At 72.2% G+C, this 13,955-nt stretch carries 9 protein-coding genes and 1 pseudogene; 4 read left to right on the plus strand and 6 right to left on the minus strand.

From position 1 onward, the window contains the following. Positions 1-246: 246 nt before the first annotated feature. Together ACGFYH_RS28190 and ACGFYH_RS28195 are read right to left on the minus strand one after the other, a co-directional pair. Positions 247-948 (minus strand): response regulator, encoded by a 702-nt coding sequence (locus tag ACGFYH_RS28190; RefSeq protein WP_393805988.1) that lies wholly within the window; start codon positions 946-948, stop codon positions 247-249. Between the two features lie 352 nt (positions 949-1,300). Beyond that, the gene (locus ACGFYH_RS28195; protein WP_393805989.1) at positions 1,301-3,019 is read right to left on the minus strand and encodes an ATP-binding protein; all 1,719 of its coding nucleotides are present in this window, start codon (positions 3,017-3,019) and stop codon (positions 1,301-1,303) included. 155 nt (positions 3,020-3,174) lie between these two features. On the opposite strand from ACGFYH_RS28195, the gene ACGFYH_RS28200 reads away from it, so the two are divergent. From ACGFYH_RS28200 to ACGFYH_RS28215, 4 genes are all read left to right on the plus strand, one after another. Continuing rightward, positions 3,175-4,569: a cation:dicarboxylate symporter family transporter gene (locus ACGFYH_RS28200; RefSeq protein ID WP_393805990.1), complete on the plus strand. Its 1,395-nt coding sequence runs from the start codon at positions 3,175-3,177 to the stop codon at positions 4,567-4,569. A gap of 164 nt (positions 4,570-4,733) precedes the next feature. Next, complete coding sequence (locus tag ACGFYH_RS28205; RefSeq protein ID WP_393805991.1) at positions 4,734-5,132, plus strand: MerR family transcriptional regulator; 399 nt, start codon at positions 4,734-4,736, stop codon at positions 5,130-5,132. A gap of 11 nt (positions 5,133-5,143) precedes the next feature. Beyond that, entirely contained in the window at positions 5,144-5,458 is a 315-nt protein-coding gene (locus ACGFYH_RS28210; protein WP_393805996.1) for a thioredoxin, read from the plus strand. Positions 5,459-5,577: 119 nt separating this feature from the next. Further along, a complete protein-coding gene (locus ACGFYH_RS28215; RefSeq protein ID WP_393805997.1) occupies positions 5,578-7,845 on the plus strand; it encodes a HelD family protein in 2,268 nt (755 codons plus the stop codon). Positions 7,846-7,848: 3 nt separating this feature from the next. On the opposite strand, the gene glgB is transcribed toward ACGFYH_RS28215, so the two are convergent. The 4 genes and pseudogenes from glgB to ACGFYH_RS28235 form a co-directional block, all read right to left on the minus strand. Continuing rightward, a complete protein-coding gene (gene glgB, locus ACGFYH_RS28220) occupies positions 7,849-10,305 on the minus strand; it encodes a 1,4-alpha-glucan branching enzyme (protein ID WP_393805992.1) in 2,457 nt (818 codons plus the stop codon). A gap of 40 nt (positions 10,306-10,345) precedes the next feature. Beyond that, positions 10,346-11,740, minus strand: coding sequence for a maltokinase (locus ACGFYH_RS28225; protein WP_393805993.1), 1,395 nt, complete (start codon positions 11,738-11,740; stop codon positions 10,346-10,348). Positions 11,741-11,828: 88 nt separating this feature from the next. Continuing rightward, entirely contained in the window at positions 11,829-13,529 is a 1,701-nt protein-coding gene (treS, locus tag ACGFYH_RS28230; RefSeq protein WP_393805994.1) for a maltose alpha-D-glucosyltransferase, read from the minus strand. Next, a pseudogene (locus ACGFYH_RS28235) lies at positions 13,526-13,955 on the minus strand (alpha-1,4-glucan--maltose-1-phosphate maltosyltransferase); the annotation flags it as partial. The gene treS and the pseudogene ACGFYH_RS28235, both read right to left, overlap by 4 nt.

Raw genomic sequence — 13,955 nt, forward strand, 5'->3', positions numbered from 1 at the left:
CGCTCCCCCCGAGCCCACCCCTCGACCACCCCGCCCGGCGCGAACCGTCCCCCAGCCGCCGGGAGATCAGCACGTAGAGCAGGACGACCGGCGTGGAGTCCGAGGGTGAACAGAGCGGTGAACCGGACGGTGTGACGCACCGGCACGACCTCCCACGGGCACGACGCCGTGGCCGGGACGGCTGCTCGGCGCACGTAAGAGGAGTGGTCCAGTCAGGTCGATGCTTGTGCGGTGGACAACCCGTGTTCATCGGCCCCGCTCGGCCTCCCGGGCCCACCGGTACACCAACTCCGGCCGCCCGACCTGCCCGTACTGCGGGCTCCGCCCCGCCCGCCCCGCGTCCACCAGGTGCTCCAGGTAACGCCGGGCCGTGATCCGCGCGATGCCCACCGCCTCGGCCACCCCGGCCGCCGTGAGGCCCTCGTCCGAACCGCGCAGCACGCCCGTCACCCGCTCAAGCGTCGGCCCGCTCAGCCCCTTCGGCAGGGCCGCCGGACCCGGGGCGCGCAGGGTGGCCAGGGCGCGGTCGACCTCGTCCTGGCCGCTCGCCTCCCCGGCGGTGCCCCGGAACTCCGCGTACCGCACCAGCCGGTCGCGCAGGGTGGCGAAGGTGAACGGCTTCAGCACGTACTGCACGACGCCCAGCGACACCCCCTCGCGCACCATCGTCAGGTCCCGCGCCGACGTCACCGCTATCACGTCGGTGTGATGCCCCGCCGCCCGCAGCGAACGGGCCAGCCGGAGTCCGTGCACGTCCGGCAGGTGCAGGTCGAGCAGGAGCAGGTCCACCGGCGTACGGTCCAGCATCCGCCGGGCCTCCGCCCCGGTGTGCGCCTTGCCGACGGCGACGAACCCCGGCACCCGGCCGACGTACATCACGTGCGCGTCGGCGGCGACCGGGTCGTCCTCGACGACCAGGACCCGGATGGGCTGCGGGCCGGCGCTCATACGGCACCCCCGGGGAGGGTGACCTCGCCGGGACGCCGGTGGGTGGGCGTGCCGTGGGGGCGGCGGCAACGGCACACGCCGGCGGCGGCCCGGCAGCCCACGCCGACCGGGACGACACGCACGGGCGTGACCTCGCCGGGACGCCGGTGGGTGGGCGTGCCGTGGGGGCGGCGGCAACGGCACACGCCGGCGGCGGCCCGGCAGCCCAAGCCGACCGGGACGACACGCACGGGCGTGACCTCGCCGGGACGCCGGTGGGTGGGCGTGCCGTGGGGGCGGCGGCAACGGCACACGCCGGCGGCGGCCCGGCAGCCCAAGCCGACCGGGACGACACGCACGGGCCGTCGCCGGCTCATTCGGCACTCCCGGATTCCGGTCTGCCGCCCGGCACCGCGGCCGGTGTTCCCGTGCCGCCCCCGGCGTCGTCCAGGGGCAGCCGGGCCTCGAAGCGGGCACCGCCGCCCTCGGCGTCCGCCACGGTCAGGGAGCCGCCGTGCCGCCGCACCGCCTGCCGGACCAGCGCGAGGCCCAGACCGCGCCCGCCCTCGCCGGCCGGCTTCGTCGAGTAGCCCCGCTGGAAGACCAGGTCGGCATGGGCGGGGTCGACTCCGGCGCCGGTGTCCGACACCCGCAGTACCAGCTCGGAGCCGCCGTCCCCGGCCGCGTCCGTGCCCGCTGCCTCCGCACCCGCCCCTTCGGAGGGGCCACCGTCCGTATACGCCGCCACCGTCACCCGCGAGGGCACCGCGCCCTGCGCCGCGTCCACCGCGTTGTCCACCAGGTTGCCCAGGATCGTCACCAGGTCCCTGGCGGGCAGCGACGGCGGCAGCAGCCCGTCGTCCAGTCGGCTGTCCTGTGAGACCACCAGCTCCACCCCTCGCTCGTTGGCCTGCGCCGTCTTGCCCAGCAGCAGGGCCGCCAGCACCGGCTCGCCCACCGCCGCCACCACCTGGTCGGTGAGCGCCTGCGCCAGCTCCAGCTCCGCCGTCGCGAACTCCACGGCCTCCTCCGCCCGTCCCAGCTCGATCAGCGAGACGACCGTGTGCAGCCGGTTCGCCGCCTCGTGCGCCTGCGAGCGCAGCGCCTGCGTGAAACCGCGCTCCGAGTCCAGCTCGCCCGTCAGCGACTGCAACTCGGTCACGTCCCGCAACGTCACCACCGTGCCCCGGCGCTCACCGCCGGTCACCGGCGAGGTGTTCACCACCAGCACCCGCTCCGCCGCCAGGTGCACCTCGTCCACCCGCGACTCCGACGCCAGCAGCGCCCCCGTCAGCGGCGACGGCAGCCCCAGGTCCGCGACCGAGGCGCCGACCACGTCGCCGCGCACGCCGAGCAGCTCCCGGCCGCCGTCGTTGATCAGCGCGACGCGGTACTGCCCGTCCAGCATCAGCAGCCCCTCCCGCACCGCGTGCAGCGCCGCCTGATGGTAGTCGTGCATCCGGCTCAGCTCGTCCGCGTTCATCCCGTGCGTGTGCCGGCGCAGCCGCGCGTTGATCACGTACGTCCCGACCGCGCCGAGCAGCAGCGCCCCGGCCGCCACCCCCGACAGGGCCGCCAGCTGCTCCTGTGCCCGCTTGCTGATCTCCTCGACCTTGATGCCGGCGCTGACCAGGCCGACGATCCGTCCGTCGTCCACGATGGGCGTGACCGCCCGCACCGAGGGACCGAGCGTGCCCGTGTAGGTCTCGGTGAAGGTCCCGCCCCGCTGCGCGCGCCCGATGTGCCCCTGGAAGGGATGGCCGATTTGCTGCGGGTCGGGGTGGGTCCAGCGGATCCCCAGCGGATCCATGATCGTCACGAAGTCCACGTCGGTGTCCCGCATGACCCGCACCGCGTACGGCTGGAGGCGCGCCGTCGGGTCCGGGGCGCGGATCGCCTCGGCCACGGACGGTGAGTCGGCTATCGCCAGCGACACCGACCTGGCCTGCCGCCCGGCCGCCTCCTCCGCCTGCCCCCGGTCGCTGATGTAGGTGAACAGCGCGTACCCGACCACGACGACCGTGATGAGCACGGCCTGCATGGCGAAGAGCTGCCCGGCCAGGCTGCGGGGTCTCGGGACGCGGAGGTGCATGGCGCCAGTCTCCCTCCTGGCTGGATCGCGAACTAAATGAACGCAAGGGTGACCGCGCTCACACGCCGGGAGATAGTCACCGCATCCCCGACACAAACCCCCGGACGTGAGCCGCACGCCGGTGAGCACCGACGACGTCGTCAAGGAGGGCAGCCGTGACCAGCAACGCCGCTACGGCACCTGCCGCACCACAAGCCAAGCGGGACCGCACGCACTATCTCTACATCGCGGTGATCATCGCGGTGGCCCTCGGTATCGCGGTCGGCCTGATCGCCCCGGACTTCGCGACCGAGCTGAAGCCGCTCGGCACCGGCTTCGTGAGCCTGATCAAGATGATGATCTCGCCGATCATCTTCTGCACGATCGTGCTGGGCATCGGCTCCGTCCGCAAAGCCGCCAAGGTCGGCGCCGTCGGTGGTATCGCCCTGGGCTACTTCTTCGTGATGTCGCTGGTGGCGCTCGCCATCGGCCTGATCGTCGGCAACATCCTGGACCCGGGCACGGGCCTCGCGGTCACCGACGCCGTCAAGGACACCGGCCAGGCACAGGTCGACGCGGAGGCCAAGGGCACCGTCGACTTCCTGCTGGGCATCATCCCGACGACGATCGTCTCGGCGTTCACCGCGGGCGAGGTCCTGCAGACCCTGCTGATCGCCCTGCTGTGCGGCTTCGCCCTGCAGGCCATGGGCTCCGCCGGTCAGCCCGTGCTGCGTGGCGTCGAGCACATCCAGCGGCTGGTCTTCCGCGTCCTGGCGATGATCATGTGGGCGGCCCCGGTCGGTGCCTTCGGCGCCATCGCCGCGGTCACCGGATCGGCCGGCGTGGAGGCCCTGAAGAGCCTGGCCGTGCTGATGCTCGGCTTCTACACGACCTGCTTCCTCTTCCTCTTCCTGGTCCTCGGCACGGTGCTGCGCGTCGTCTCCGGGGTCAACGTCCTCTCGCTCTTCAGGTACCTGGGCCGCGAGTTCCTGCTGATCCTGTCCACCTCCTCGTCGGAGTCGGCGCTGCCGCGCCTCATCGCGAAGATGGAGCACCTGGGCGTCAGCAAGCCGGTGGTCGGCATCACGGTCCCGACCGGCTACTCGTTCAACCTGGACGGCACCATGATCTACATGACCATGGCCTCGCTGTTCATCTCGGACGCCATGGGTACGCCGATGTCGATCGGTGAGCAGATCCCGCTGCTGCTCTTCCTGCTGGTGGCCTCCAAGGGCGCCGCCGGTGTCTCCGGCGCCGGCCTCGCCACGCTGGCCGGCGGCCTGTCCTCGCACAAGCCCGCCCTGGTGGACGGCATCGGTCTGATCGTCGGCATCGACCGCTTCATGAGCGAGGCGCGCGCGCTGACCAACTTCGGCGGCAACGCCGTCGCCACCGTCCTGATCGGCACCTGGACCAAGGAGATCGACAAGGACCGGGTCAACGAGGTGCTCGCCGGCCGTGTGCCGTTCGACGAGAAGACGCTGCTGGACGACCACCACGGCGCCGACGACGCCGAGGGCACACCCGACCTGCCCGAGCAGGGCGGCGAGAAGCAGCTGGCGAGGGCCTGACGCCCGCGCTTCACCCCACACCACCGGGCGGCCGAGATGCTCCCCCCGTTGCTCGGCCGCCCGGCCCCCGGAGCCCCGCGCCTTCCGCGCGGGGCTCCCCCCTTTCCCCGGACCGTCCTCGACTTCTTGCCTTGACGTCCGCGTCAGGGCCTACGTTCGTCCCCATGCGAATCGGCGAGCTGGCCGCACGGGCCGGGACCACCACGCGGACGCTGCGGTACTACGAGTCGCGGGGCCTGCTGCCCGCGCGGCGGGGCGGCAACGGACACCGGACCTACGACGAGGACGACCTGAGAATGCTGCGGCAGATCAGGACCCTCCAGAACTTCGGGTTCGGCCTGGAGGAGACCCGCCCGTTCGTGGAGTGCCTGCGCGCCGGGCACCCCGAGGGCGACTCCTGCCCGGCGTCCCTGGTGGTCTACCGGCGCAAGCTGGCGGAGCTGGACGCGCTGATCGAGCAGCTCACGTCGGTGCGGGCGCAGGTCGGCGCCCAGCTGGCCCGGGCCGAGGCGGCGGTTCCGGGGGGTCCGGAGCCCAAGTGCGAACTGGGAGGACACGCATGAGGAGCAGTGGGGTGCCCGAGGTGACGGACGCGGACTTCGCGGCGGAGGTGATCGGGGCGGAGCTGCCCGTACTGGTGGAGTTCACCGCGGACTGGTGCCCGCCGTGCCGGCAGATGGCGCCGGTGCTCAGCGCCCTGGCCGAGGAGGAGGGCGACCGGCTCCGCGTGGTGCAGCTGAACGTCGACCGGAACCCGGCGACCACGAACGCGTACAAGGTGCTGTCGATGCCGACCTTCATGGTGTTCCGCGGAGGCGAGCCGGTGAAGTCGATGGTCGGCTCCCGGCCCAGGCGGCGGCTGCTGGAGGAGCTGGCCGACGTGCTCTGACCCGCACGGACACAAGAAATCCCCCGAGCAATTGCGCCCGGGGGATTTCTTTGCGTATATTCGATGATTCGTGACTTCAGTAGAATTGAGGTCGCGAGGAAGTCCAGTGACCTCAGTATATCCGGGCGGGAGTGGAATTGTCAAACACCGAATTTCCGGACGATGAATCGCGCAGTGAGCAGGAATTCGTCGACGGACTGTACGCACGCGTGGACGCGCTGCGCGGCGACGCCGAAACGTCGGTGACGGACGCGCTCGCGCAGGGCGACACCCCGCAGCAGGCGCGGCTGGAGCGGGACATCCTGGTCGCCGAGCGCTCCGGGCTGCTCGCCGCGCTCAACGCGGTGGACGGCTCCCTCTGCTTCGGCCGCATCGACCTCACCTCCGGGCAGGGCCACCACATCGGCCGCATCGGACTCCGGGCCGACGACGCCGAACGCACCCCGGTCCTCATCGACTGGCGGGCCGACGTCGCCCGGCCCTTCTACCTGGCGACCGGCCACACACCGATGGGCCTGCGCCGCCGCCGGCACATCACCAGCGAGGGCCGCCGGGTCACCGCCCTGCACGACGAGATCCTCGACCTCGGCGACGAGACCAGGACCGGCCACGAGGACCCCTCGGGCGACGCCGTGCTGCTGGCGGCGCTGAACTCCGCGCGCACCGGCCGCATGGGCGACATCGTGCAGACCATCCAGGCCGACCAGGACCGCATCATCCGTGCCCCGCACCGCGGCGTCATGGTCGTCGAGGGCGGCCCCGGCACCGGCAAGACCGCCGTCGCCCTGCACCGCGCCGCCTACCTGCTCTACGAGCACCGCGAGCTGCTCGCCAAGCGCGCCGTCCTCATCGTCGGCCCCAACCCGGCCTTCCTCGGCTACATCGGCGAGGTGCTGCCCTCGCTGGGCGAGACCGGCGTACTCCTCGCCACGGTCGGCGAGCTGTTCCCCGGCGTGCGGGCCACGGTGACGGACACCCCCGGGGCGGCGGCCGTGAAGGGCCGCGCCGACCTGGCCGACGTGCTCGCCGAGGTGGTCCGCGACCGGCAGGCGCTGCCCGACCCGGTGATCGCGATCGAGCACGACCGCGACATCCTCATGCTGGACGACGGGCTGGTCAACGTCGCCCGCGAGCGCGCCCGCGCCGCGAAGCTGCCCCACAACGCGGCCCGCGAGCACTTCGAGGGCCACATCCTCAACACCCTCACCGACATGGTCGCCGAACGCATCGGCACCGACCCCTACGACGGCACCAACCTTCTGGACCCCAGCGACATCACCCAGATCCGCGACGAACTCGCCGAGAACCCCGAGGTCTGGTCGGCGATCGACCGGCTCTGGCCCCGGCTCACCCCGCAGCGCCTGGTCGCCGACTTCCTCGCCGCCCCCGAGGGCTTCCTGTCCGCCGAGGACGCCGCCGCGGTCCGCCGTCCGGTCACCCGGCGCTGGACCGTCGCCGACGTGCCCCTGCTGGACGAGGCGGCCGAACTGCTCGGCGTGGACGACCGGATCGCCCGCTCCCGCGCCGAACGCGAGCGGGAGGAGCAGATCGCCTACGCGCAGGGCGTGCTGGACGTGTCGTACGCGTCCCGGACCTACGAGTTCGAGGACAAGGACGAGGAGGCCGCGGAGGTCCTGTCCGCGCACGACGTCATCGACGCCGAGCGGTTCGCCGAACGCCAGGAGGAGGACGACCACCGCAGCGCCGCCGAACGCGCCGCGGCCGACCGCACCTGGGCCTTCGGGCACATCATCGTGGACGAGGCGCAGGAGCTGTCCCCGATGGCCTGGCGACTGCTGATGCGGCGCTGCCCGACCCGCTCCATGACCCTGGTCGGCGACCCGGCGCAGACCGCGGAGGCGGCCGGTGTCGGCTCCTGGTCGGAGATCCTCGCCCCCTACGTCGAGGACCGCTGGACCCACACCCGCCTGGGCGTCAACTACCGCACCCCGGCCGAGATCATGGACCTCGCGGCGACCGTGGTCCGCGCCGACGATCCCGCCTTCGCGCCGCCGAGTTCGGTGCGGTCCACGGGCGTGCGCCCCTGGATCCGCGCCACCGGCGACCTCCCGGCCGCGGTCGCCGGGGCCGCCCGGGAGCTGACCCCCGAGGAGGGCCGCCTCGCCGTCATCGCCCCGCGCGAACTGCACAGGTCCCTCGCGGCCCGGCTGGACGGCGTGACGGCGGGCGCCGAGCCGGACCTCACGCACGGCGTCGTCCTGCTCGACCCGCGCCAGTCCAAGGGTCTGGAATTCGACTCCGTGCTGGTCGTCGAACCCGGCCGCTACGGCACCAGCGACCTGTACGTCGCCCTCACCCGGGCCACCCAGCGGCTCGGTGTCCTGCACAGCGAGCCGCTGCCGCGGGGACTCGCGGACGCGTCCTGACGGTCAGGCCGGACGCAGCCACACGGTCGCCAGGGGCGGCAGGGTCAGCCGGATGCTCGCCGGCCGGCCGTGCCACCCCTGCGGCTCCGGCTTGACCGGGTCCGGGTTGCCGACGTCGCCGCCGCCGTACCGCGCCGCGTCCGTGTTGAGCACCTCGTGCCAGGCCGGGACGGCGTCGGGGACGCCGAGGCGGTAGTCGGAGCGGACCACCGGGGCGAAGTTCGACACCGCGAGCAGCGGGGTGCCGTCGGCGTCCAGGCGCAGGAACGCCAGCACGTCGTCCTCGGCGGCGTCCCCGACCACCCAGGCGAAGCCGGAGGGGTGGGTGTCGCGCTGCCAGAGCGCGGGTGTGGCCCGGTAGACCGTGTTCAGGTCCCGCACCAGGTCGCGCACGCCCCGGTGGTCCGCCGCCGCCCCGTACTCCGGGTCGAGCAGCCACCAGTCGGGGCCGTGCGCCTCCGACCACTCGGCGCCCTGCGCGAACTCCTGGCCCATGAAGAGCAGCTGCTTGCCGGGGTGGGCCCACATGTAGCCCAGGTACGCCCGCTCGTTCGCACGCTGCTGCCACCAGTCGCCGGGCATCTTCGACACCAGTGACCTCTTGCCGTGCACCACCTCGTCGTGGGAGATCGGCAGCACGTAGTTCTCGCTGTACGCGTACACCATGGAGAAGGTCAGCTCGCCGTGGTGGTACTTGCGGTGCACCGGCTCGCGGCTCATGTACTCGAGCGAGTCGTGCATCCACCCCATGTTCCACTTCAGCCCGAACCCGAGCCCTCCGAAGCCACTGGGCCCCTTGTGGTGCGTGGCGCGCGTGACCCCGTCCCAGGCCGTGGACTCCTCGGCGACGGTCACGACTCCCGGCACCCGCCGGTACAGCGTCGCGTTCATCTCCTGCAGGAACGCCACCGCGTCCAGGTTCTCCCGGCCGCCGTGCTCGTTCGGCGTCCACTGGCCCGGCTCGCGCGAGTAGTCCAGGTACAGCATCGAGGCGACCGCGTCGACCCGCAGCCCGTCGATGTGGAACTCCTCGCACCAGTACACGGCGTTGGCGACCAGGAAGTTGCGCACCTCCCGGCGTCCGAAGTCGAACTCCAGCGTCCCCCAGTCCGGATGCGCGGCCCGGAGCGGATCGGAGTGCTCGTACAGCGGACGCCCGTCGAACTCGGCCAGCGCCCAGTCGTCGCGAGGGAAGTGCGCCGGCACCCAGTCCATCAGGACGCCGATGCCCGCCCGGTGCAGCCGGTCGACCAGGTACCTGAAGTCGTCCGGGTCGCCGAGCCGGGCCGTGGGCGCGTAGAAGCCGGTGACCTGGTAGCCCCAGGAGCCGCCGAAGGGATGCTCGGCGACCGGCATCAGCTCGACGTGCGTGAAGCCCAGGTCGGCGACGTACGCGGGGAGCTGCTCGGCGAGCCGGCGGTACGTCAGCCCGGGCCGCCAGGAGGGCAGGTGCACCTCGTACACCGACATCGGCGCCTCGTGCGCGGGCGCGTCCGCACGGCGGGCCAGCCACTCCTCATCGCCCCACGTGTAGTCCGAGGCGTGCACGACGGAGGAGGTGGCCGGCGGCACCTCCGTACGGCGGGCCAGCGGATCGGCGCGGAAGGTGCGCGAACCGTCGGGCCGGGTGATCTCGAACTTGTACGGCTCACCCGCGCCGACGCCGGGCAGGAACAGCTCCCACACGCCGGTCGAGCCGAGGGAGCGCATCGGGTGACCGGTGCCGTCCCAGAAGTTGAAGCCGCCGGCCACCCGGACCCCGCGCGCGTTCGGCGCCCACACCGCGAACCGGGTGCCCGCCGCGCCCTCGTGCGTCGTCGGATGCGCGCCGAGCGCCTGCCACAGCTGCTCGTGCCGGCCCTCACCGATCAGATGCAGGTCCAGGTCGCCCAGGGTGGGCGGGAAGCGGTACGGGTCCTCGACCTCCTGCACCGTGCCCTCGTACGCCACGAGGAGCCGGTGGACCGGTACCTCCCCGAGCGGCACCAGCCCGGAGAAGAACCCGTCCCCGTCGTGGTGCAGCTCGACCCGCAGCTCCCCGGAGAGCACGGTCACCGCCAGGGCGTACGGCCGGAACGCCCGGAACGCGACTCCGCCGGGCACCCGGTGCGCGCCGAGCACCGAGTGCGGGTCGTGGTGCGTGCCGGCGAGCAGCCGTTCCCGGTCGCCGGCGTCCAGTGAGGGAGAGACGGCGACCTCGACGTCGGCCCCGGGGGAGGGGGTCCCGGCTCCCCGCGGGGCGGTCTCCTTCACGACGGGGGCCTTCTGCGCGGCCGTCTCCGCCTTCTTCGCGGCGGTCTTCCTGGCCACCGTCTTCTTCGTGGCCGCCTTCTTGGCGACTGCCTTCCCGCCGGCAGCGGTCTTCGCGGCCGTCTTCTTCGTGGCCGTCTTCTCGGCGGCCGTCTTCTCGGCGGTCGCCTTCTTCGGGTCGGAACCGCTGGACGAGTTGCGGGGGGTCACGGGCGGAGCCTCCTGGACGAAGTGGGATCAAGAGGGGGCGTCATGCCGGTTCGGGCGCGGACAGGCGGCGCACCGCGGCCAGGGGCACCGGAAGCCACTCGGGACGGTGCCGGGCCTCGTACAGGACCTCGTAGACGGCCTTGTCCGTCTCGTAGGCGCGCAGCAGCACCGGGTCGGTGCGCGGGTCGTGGCCACCGGCCTCCGCGTACCCGGTGCAGTACGCGGCCCGGCAGGACTCGGCCCAGCCCGGTACGGACACGCCGGCCGAGTGCGCGGCGTAGTCGAAGGAGCGCAGCATCCCCGCGACGTCCCGCACCGCCGGCTGCGGCAGCCGCCGCTCGGCCAGGGGCTTCGCCGGTTCCCCCTCGAAGTCGATCAGTGACCACTCGCCGTCGGGGGAGCGCAGGCACTGGCCGAGGTGCAGGTCGCCGTGGACCCGCTGTGCGGTCCAGGTGCGGCCCTCGGCTGCCAGGTCCGCCAGCGCCGTGAACGCCGTCCGCAGCGCGGGTGCGTACGACCCGAGCAGGGGCACGGCCTGCACGGCCTCGTCCAGCCGCTCGATCATGCCGTCGACGAGCTGCCGCGCCTGGGCGTGGCCGAGGGTGACGGTCGGCAGGGCGCGGGCCAGCGCGGTGTGCACCTCGGCGGTGGCCCGCCCGAGCGCCCGGGCCTCGGCGACGAAGTCCTCGCCCTTGGCCAGCTCGCGCAGTGCCAGGTCCCAGCCGTCGGTCGCACCCTGCACATAGGGCTGGAGCACGCCCAGTACCCAGGACCGGCCGTTCAGGTCCGCCACCATCCACCCCGCCGGCGCCGGCACCCGCGGGCAGCCCTCGCGGGCCAGGGCCAGCGGCAGCTCCAGGTCGGGGTTGACCCCCGGTACGATCCGGCGCAACAACTTGAGAATGAACGTATCTCCATACACGACCGAGGAGTTGGACTGCTCGGCGGTCATCAGCCGCGGGACCAGTCCCGCGCGTATCTCCTGGTCCGGTGCCCGCTCGAAGCGGAGCCCGCCGATGCGGGCCCCGGAGCGCAGCGCCTCGAGCAGGACCTCGGCGGGCCGGATGTCGTACAGGGCGTCGTAGGCGGTGTGTCCGGCCGCCGGGCCGTCGGTCACCCGCCCGATCAGCGCGGGCGCGAGCCGGGGCGGCAGCGCCTCGCGCGTGCCTATCAGCAGCTGGTAGCAGTCCCCGGGCTCCTCCGGCGCGCCCCCGGCCGGCGCGTACTGCTGGTGGGCCCGCACCAGCACGTGGTGGAGGCCGAGGCGGGAGTCGGCGGGGAGCAGCTCGGTGGCGGCGACCAGCGAGAAGCCGGTGACCGGGCGGCCCTTCCCCGCGAACCACCGCTGCCGCGGCAGCCACTCCCGCAGGAGCGGATCAAGGGACGCCAGGAGGCCTGGCGGGCTCGGGACGGTGCGTATGACGGCTTCCGGCATGGCGTCGCGTCCTTTCCCCGGATCGTCGGGGTGTTACTGATGCGTGCCCCGGGCGGTACGGGGGAAACCGCCCGCCCGGGGCCCGGGTCTAGACGGCGTCCTTGCGGAGCCGGAACCAGTAGAAGCCGTGCCCCCCGAGGGTCAGCAGATACGGCAGGTCGCCGACCGCCGGGAAGCGGACCCCGCCGAACAGCTCGACCGGGTGGCGTCCGCCGAAGGCGCTGAGATCGAGCTCGGTGGGCTGCGCGAACCGCGAGAAGTTGTGGACGCACAGGACCAGGTCGTCCTCGTGCTCGCGCAGGAAGGCCAGGACCGCCGGGTTGGAGGAGGGCAGCTCGGTGTAGGTGCCCAGGCCGAAGGCCACGTTCTGCTTGCGGATCTCGATCATGCGGCGGGTCCAGTGCAGCAGGGAGGACGGCGAGGCCATCGAGGCCTCGACGTTCGTGACCTGGTAGCCGTGGACCGGGTCCATGATCGTGGGCAGGAACAGGCGCCCGGGGTCGGACGAGGAGAAGCCGGCGTTGCGGTCCGGGGTCCACTGCATCGGGGTGCGCACGGCGTCGCGGTCGCCGAGCCAGATGTTGTCGCCCATGCCGATCTCGTCGCCGTAGTAGAGGATCGGCGAGCCGGGCAGGGACAGCAGCAGCGCCGTGAACAGCTCGATCTGGTTGCGGTCGTTGTCCAGGAGCGGGGCCAGCCGCCGGCGGATGCCGATGTTGGCGCGCATGCGCGGGTCCTTGGCGTACTCCGCGTACATGTAGTCGCGCTCTTCGTCGGTGACCATCTCCAGGGTCAGCTCGTCGTGGTTGCGCAGGAAGATGCCCCACTGGCAGCCGGACGGGATCGCGGGGGTCTTGGCGAGGATCTCGGAGACCGGGTAGCGGGACTCGCGCCGCACGGCCATGAAGATCCGCGGCATGACCGGGAAGTGGAAGGCCATGTGGCACTCGTCGCCGCCGGCGGCGTAGTCGCCGAAGTAGTCGACGACGTCCTCGGGCCACTGGTTGGCCTCGGCCAGCACCACCGTGTCCGGGTACTGCGCGTCGATCTCCTTGCGCACCCGTTTCAAAAAGGTGTGCGTGGCCGGAAGGTTCTCGCAGTTGGTGCCCTCCTCCTGGTACAGGTACGGCACCGCGTCCAGCCGGAACCCGTCGATGCCCAGGTCCAGCCAGAACTTCAGCGCGGAGATCATCTCCTCCTGCACGACCGGGTTCTCGTAGTTGAGGTCCGGCTGGTGGGAGAAGAACCGGTGCCAGTAGTACTGCTTGCGCACCGGGTCGTAGGTCCAGTTCGACGCCTCGGTGTCGACGAAGATGATGCGCGCGTCCTGGAACTGCTTGTCGTCGTCGGCCCAGACGTAGTAGTCGCCGTACGGGCCGTCCGGGTTCCTCCGGGACTCCTGGAACCACGGGTGCTGGTCGCTGGTGTGGTTCATGACGAAGTCGATGATCACGCGCATGCCGCGCTGGTGGGCCGCGTCCACGAACTCCACGAAGTCGGCGAGGTCGCCGAACTCGGGCAGGACGGCGGTGTAGTCGGAGACGTCGTAACCGCCGTCGCGCAGCGGTGACTTGAAGAAGGGCGGGAGCCACAGGCAGTCCACGCCCAGCCATTGCAGGTAGTCCAGCTTGGCGGTGAGGCCCTTGAGGTCGCCGACGCCGTCGCCGTTGCTGTCCTGGAAGGAGCGGACGAGGACCTCGTAGAAGACGGCTCGTTTGAACCAGTCCGGGTCCCGGTCCCTGGCGGGGGTGTCCTCGAAGGTGTCCGGCACGGGCTCGTTGACGATCATGTGGTGGGTGACCCTCCGATCTGCGGGTGGGACGGTCGCAGAACCGTGCAGACGTGCGCGGGCGAACGGCCCGGCTCCAGGCGCACATAGTTGGCCCTGCCCCAGTGGTAGGTCTCGCCGGTCAGCTCGTCGCGCACCGGCACCGACTCGTGCCAGTCCAGGCCGAGTTGCGGCATGTCCAACGAGACCGTCGCCTCCTGGGTGTGGTGGGGGTCGAGGTTGGCGACCACCAGAACCGTGTTCGACCCCTGCCGCTTCGAGTAGGCGATCACCTCCTCCTTGTCCGTGGGATGGAAGTGCAGATCGCGCAGTTGGCGCAGAGCCGGGTTCTCGCGCCGGATGGTGTTGAGCTTGGTGATGAGGGGGGCGATGGTGGTGCCCCGGCGGGCGGCGGTGGCCCAGTCGCGGGGTTTGAGCTGGTATTTC

The sequence above is a fragment of the Streptomyces sp. NPDC048392 genome (genome assembly GCF_043200575.1).
Lineage (GTDB): Bacteria > Actinomycetota > Actinomycetes > Streptomycetales > Streptomycetaceae > Streptomyces.

What these genes read in the sequence shown, in the direction of transcription:
- treS (WP_393805994.1), bottom strand. Translation starts at nt 13,529, where the DNA reads ATGATCGTCAACGAGCCCGTGCCGGACACCTTCGAGGACACCCCCGCC.
- ACGFYH_RS28205 (WP_393805991.1), top strand. Translation starts at nt 4,734, where the DNA reads ATGCGAATCGGCGAGCTGGCCGCACGGGCCGGGACCACCACGCGGACG.
- ACGFYH_RS28190 (WP_393805988.1), bottom strand. Translation starts at nt 948, where the DNA reads ATGAGCGCCGGCCCGCAGCCCATCCGGGTCCTGGTCGTCGAGGACGAC.
- ACGFYH_RS28195 (WP_393805989.1), bottom strand. Translation starts at nt 3,019, where the DNA reads ATGCACCTCCGCGTCCCGAGACCCCGCAGCCTGGCCGGGCAGCTCTTC.
- ACGFYH_RS28225 (WP_393805993.1), bottom strand. Translation starts at nt 11,740, where the DNA reads ATGCCGGAAGCCGTCATACGCACCGTCCCGAGCCCGCCAGGCCTCCTG.